Source organism: Rhodococcus sp. (in: high G+C Gram-positive bacteria), from assembly GCF_049286785.1.
Classification (GTDB): domain Bacteria; phylum Actinomycetota; class Actinomycetes; order Mycobacteriales; family Mycobacteriaceae; genus Rhodococcus_F.
Window position 1 is genome coordinate 1 of the sequence record NZ_JBAQEO010000880.1, and the last position, 4,764, is coordinate 4,764.

Consider the following 4,764-nt stretch of genomic DNA (forward strand, 5'->3'; position numbering starts at 1 on the left):
CGATCACCGTGATCAGGTTTTTCGCGGTGTCGACCGCCCCCTCGATGTCCCTGCCGAGTGGTTTCGTCTCCTGATCCGACTCTGTGTATTCGGCGAGTGCTTCGGCGAGGTTGTCCGCGATCGGAGCGTAGGCGACGAGCAGGCCGTCCTGTTTTCCACGGAAGGTTCGGTTGACCCGGGCAAGGGCCTGCATCAGGAGAGCACCCTTGAGCGGGCGATCCAGGTACATCGTGTGCAGCGGCGGCGAGTCGTAGCCCGTGAGCATCATGTCTTTGACGATGACGATCTCGAGTTCGTCGTCGACATCTTTCAAGCGCTTCTTGATTGTGGCGTTCGCCGAGTCCCTGCGCACGTGCGCACTGATCGGAGCGGTATCTGTCGCACTACCGGAGTAGACCACCTTGATGCGTCCGGTTGCGAGGTCGTCCGAATGCCAATCGGGTCGCAGCTTCACGATTTCGCTGTACAGGTTGGCGCAGATCTCTCGGGTTGCGCCGACGATCATCGCCTTGCCCGGTGCCGTGAGATTGTCATCCGAGGAGATGAACGCGCTCATCGCTTTCCGGCGGACCTCCCAATGCTCGACGATGTCGAGGGCGAGCTTCTGCAGTCTGGCGGGGGCACCGTAGACGGCGTTGACCACCGCCACACTCTTCTCGATGCGGTCGCGGTCGGTATCGTCGAGACCTTCGGTTGCGGCGTCGGCGGCCGCGTCGAGTTGTTCCTCCGTCAGACCTTCGGTGAACGACACCTTGACGAGCCGGCTCTCGAAATACACCGGAACGGTGGCGCCGTCGTTGATGGCGCGGGTGAGGTCGTAGATGTCGATGTACTCACCGAAGACAGCACGAGTGTCCCGTTCCTCGAACGAGATCGGCGTTCCCGTGAATGCGATCAAAGTGGCGTGCGGAAGCGCGTCCCTCAGGTGCCGAGCGTAACCGTCGAGGTTGTCGTAGTGGCTGCGATGAGCTTCGTCGACGACGACGATGATGTTCCGGCGCGCGGACAGCAACGGATGGCTCGCGCCGGAGTCGCGTTCTTCCTTGGTCTTCCCGAACTTCTGCAGCGTCGTGAAGTAGATGCCCCCGGTGGTGCGGCCGGACAGCTCCTGCCTCAGTTCCTCGCGCTTGCGGATCTGTTGCGGCTGCTCGGGGAGCAGCTGGGATCGGGCAAACGTCTCGTAAAGCTGGCCGTCGAGTTCGTTGCGGTCGGTGATGACGACGATGGTCGGGTTCGCCAGACGCGGGTGTCGGATGACCTGATTGGCGTACAACTCCATTTCCATGGACTTGCCCGATCCCTGGGTGTGCCAGACGACGCCGGCCTTGCCGTTGCTCTCGACGGCATGCACGGTCGATCCGATCGCCTTCGCCACGGCGAAGTACTGGTGCGGCTTCGCGATCCGCTTGACCAGTCCGCCTTCGCCTTTGTCGAATGCCGTGAAGCCGCGCAGCAACGCCAGGAAACGTCCCTGCGTGTACAAGCCGTGCAGCGCGACGTCCAGCGGCGTCGAGTCGGGTGACGAATTCTCTCGCGTAACGGGTTTACCGTCGTCATCGACGTTCCAGGGCGCGAAGTGGTTGAACGCGGTGAACGGCGTGCCATACCTGGCAGTGATGCCATCGGAGACGAGGCTGAACACACAGAATCGGAACGCCAGGGGAAACTCGCGCACATAGGTTTCGAGCTGAGCATGTGCCTCTACCAGTCCGGCGTGTTCGCCGCCCGCCCTCTTCAACTCGACGATGCTGACCGGCATTCCGTTGAGGTAGAGCACGATGTCGAATCGGCGCCGGAAATCGCCCTGCACGATCGTCACCTGGTTGACGGCCAGCCAATCGTTGTCGTCGGCCTCGGACGACAACAGACGGATGGTGGGTGTCACCTCCACACCCGAGTCGTCGACATAACTGACCTTGCGAAGACCTCCGGTGAGGTACCCGTGGATCACTTCGTTCTCCGCGATCGCCTGGGTCGATCCGGCGGTGACGACATGAGTGACCGCCTCGTCCACAATGTGCGGAGGTAGGTCGGGGTTGAACTTGGCGATCGCCGCCCGCAGTCGGGGGACGATCAGCAATTCGTCCCATGAGGCACGCTCCCCGGTGCCGGGAGCGATCGCCGCACCGTTGACGGGCTTCCAGGCAAGCTCGCCGAGGGTGTCGAGGGCCATGTGTTCCCAGGCGTCCTCGGACAGACCATAGGTATCGCTCATGCCGTGCACCTTTCCACCATCACAACCTAAGAGTCCTGGTAACGCCGCGCCACGCCGACCCGGCATTTCGGACAGTTCACTCACCGGCATCGCCGCGCGCTCGAAACCGTTTCCATGGAACAGACGGTAATAAGCCGTCCAAATACGCGAGCAGCACGGTGTTGATATCCCCCCTTATCGGCGTGAGGTGTGGCCGATTGCCGGTTCAGAGCGACTATTAACGGCATCAGCCCGATCCGGCCTTGCCCTCTCGCTGAGCGATCAATCACACACAGTGCAGCACAACATCATTCACTCTTCCTCAGGAGAACCCATGAAGAACGCTTTTGCCCTTGTCGCAGCCACCGCCGTGATCGTCACCGGCCTCGGCACCGGGATTGCCGACGCTGCGCCCGCTACCGCGTTCGGTGACGGTCACTTCCGCGTCGGCGTCGATATATATCCCGGCATCTATCACACCAACGGCAGTCGGTCTTGCTACTGGGAGCGGCAGTCCGGGCTCACCGGCGACTTCGACGACATCATCGCCAACGATTTCGGTAGCGGGCCCCAGACGATCCAGATACTGCCCAGCGATGTGGCGTTCAAGTCGAGCCGCTGCGGCACCTGGGTGATGCAGCCGCCGCCGGCACCGGCGCCGTCGATCTTCGGTTCTTGATCCGCCAAACCCTCACCTCACACCTTCACAGGAGAAATTTCATGACGCAGCCCATTCAGCAGACTCCGCCTCCGAAGAAGTCGAAAAAGTGGCCGTGGGTTGTCGGCGGCGCAGTCACCCTGCTCGTCTTCATCTCGATCGCGTCCAACGGCAGCACCGACGAGTCGACGGCCGCCGACGCACCGACTCCCGTGGCGCAACCGGATTCGGACCCCGCCCGTCCGGCCGTGGAGTCCCCGGCTCCTTCCGCCTCATCCGCCATTCCCCCGCTGACGGCGGCGCCCAATACCGGCAAGGGCAAGACGATTCAGTACGAAATCATTTCGGATTCCGGGTCGCTGAACTCAGTGACGTGGTTCGACGAGAACAGCGCCATCCAGCAGGAGCAGAATGCCTCCGCCCCCTGGACGCTGACCGTCGACAATCCCTCCACGTTCGTGATCGCCGGGGTCGGCGCGCAGACCACCGGCACCTCGGTGACCTGCCGAGTGATCGTGAACGGCAAGGTCGAGGACGAGCAGACGGCAACCGGACAGTACGCGGTAGTGAACTGCAACGCGGGTCTGTAAACCGCGACCCTCTCCTCCCCTTCACACGAAAGGACTCTCGAATGTCTCATCCGTATCCCTCCGGCGGGGGTCAGCCGCCGTGGCCGCCGACGAACCCGAACGTTGCTGGAACCAAGAAGAACAAGAAGTGGCCGTGGATCGTCGGCATAGCCGTCGCCCTGTTCATCGTCATCGCGATTGCCGTCAACGGCAGTGGTGAGGAGGTCCCGGTAGCCGAGTCCGGCGGCAGTTCGCCGGTGTCCTCTTCGGCTGCAGCGACTCCGACCATGTCGTCGGAGCAGTTCAAGGCTCAGAGCGCAGCGCGGGCCGCCGAGGCAGAGCGGCAGCGTGTGGCTCAGGAGGCGGAGCGCCAGCGCTTGGCCGCGATCGAGGCCGCCAAGCTGGACCCGGCGACATACGAGGTCGTTTCGGATCGCGACTTCGCCCTGTTGATGAAGAATCCGGATGCGGCGAAGGGGAGGAAGCTGGTTCTCTACGGCGTCGTTTCCCAGTTCGATTCAGCGACTGGCACAACATCTTTCCGCGCAAACACTGCGGCCGGCCCACAGGACGCCTCGTACGATTACGACCAGAACACGGTGGTCACGGGGGCGTCGAATGTGGTCGCAAACGTGGTGGAAGACGATTTCGTGACGCTGTATGTCGAGGTTGTCGGCTCGTATTCGTACAGCACCACGATGGGCGGGTCGACGACGGTCCCCAAGGTGCAGGCAAACATAATCGAGGTCACCGGTTGATATCAGTTAACCGCGGTGCGTCCGACGCAATTCGGGCGTACCGCGGTTTCGATTGCGGCACGTTCGTCATGCGGGTCCACCCATGCAGCCGGACTTCGGTAGACCCGGAGGTCGAGTTTCTATGACGAGAAGCGAGGATGGGCGATGGCTCGAGTTCGGTTGCACACGGGTAATCCCGACCGTGCTATCACGCCACCGTGGGGTGGACGCGACATCCTGGGCTCGAACCCGGAGTTCGCACGCGGAAAGCCGCGTCCCAATGCCAACGCCAAGTGCGGGTGGTGTGGGTCGGAAAGCAAGGTCGATCGGTCGTCCACGCCGGCGTACTGCACCCGGTGTCGCGCACTGAACCAGACGATTCAGCGCGCCAAGGATTACCTCGCGCTGCATGCGCTCCGCCCGCTGGGCGGGTCGGATGCCTCCGATTCCGCGGAGGAACTCACACACCGGCAGGCCGCGATGCGCGCGCAGACGGCCCTCAATTCGATGAAGAAGCCGGGGAAGGCCAAGCCGGGCAACTCTTCCGCTAAGAAGAAGTCTTCGACCAAGAGCTCCGTGAAGCCGGGGAAGACCAAGAAGGTCAAG

Annotated in this window: 4 protein-coding genes and 1 pseudogene; 4 read left to right on the forward strand and 1 reads right to left on the reverse strand. The window is 62.7% G+C overall.

All coding sequences use genetic code 11. The features are described 5' to 3' along the window. The coding region (locus WAW17_RS31365) for a type I restriction endonuclease subunit R (RefSeq protein WP_422336732.1) at positions 1-2,215 on the reverse strand (2,215 nt) is incomplete at its 3' end. Positions 2,216-2,528: 313 nt separating this feature from the next. Here WAW17_RS31365 and WAW17_RS31370 point away from each other — a divergent pair. From WAW17_RS31370 to WAW17_RS31385, 4 genes and pseudogenes are all read left to right on the forward strand, one after another. Further along, complete coding sequence (locus WAW17_RS31370) at positions 2,529-2,873, forward strand: hypothetical protein (RefSeq protein WP_422336733.1); 345 nt, start codon at positions 2,529-2,531, stop codon at positions 2,871-2,873. Between the two features lie 41 nt (positions 2,874-2,914). After that, a complete protein-coding gene (locus tag WAW17_RS31375) occupies positions 2,915-3,442 on the forward strand; it encodes an MmpS family transport accessory protein (RefSeq protein ID WP_422336734.1) in 528 nt (175 codons plus the stop codon). A 41-nt stretch (positions 3,443-3,483) separates the two neighbouring features. After that, entirely contained in the window at positions 3,484-4,179 is a 696-nt protein-coding gene (locus WAW17_RS31380; protein ID WP_422336735.1) for a DUF2510 domain-containing protein, read from the forward strand. Between the two features lie 144 nt (positions 4,180-4,323). Next, a pseudogene (locus WAW17_RS31385) lies at positions 4,324-4,764 on the forward strand (hypothetical protein); the annotation flags it as partial.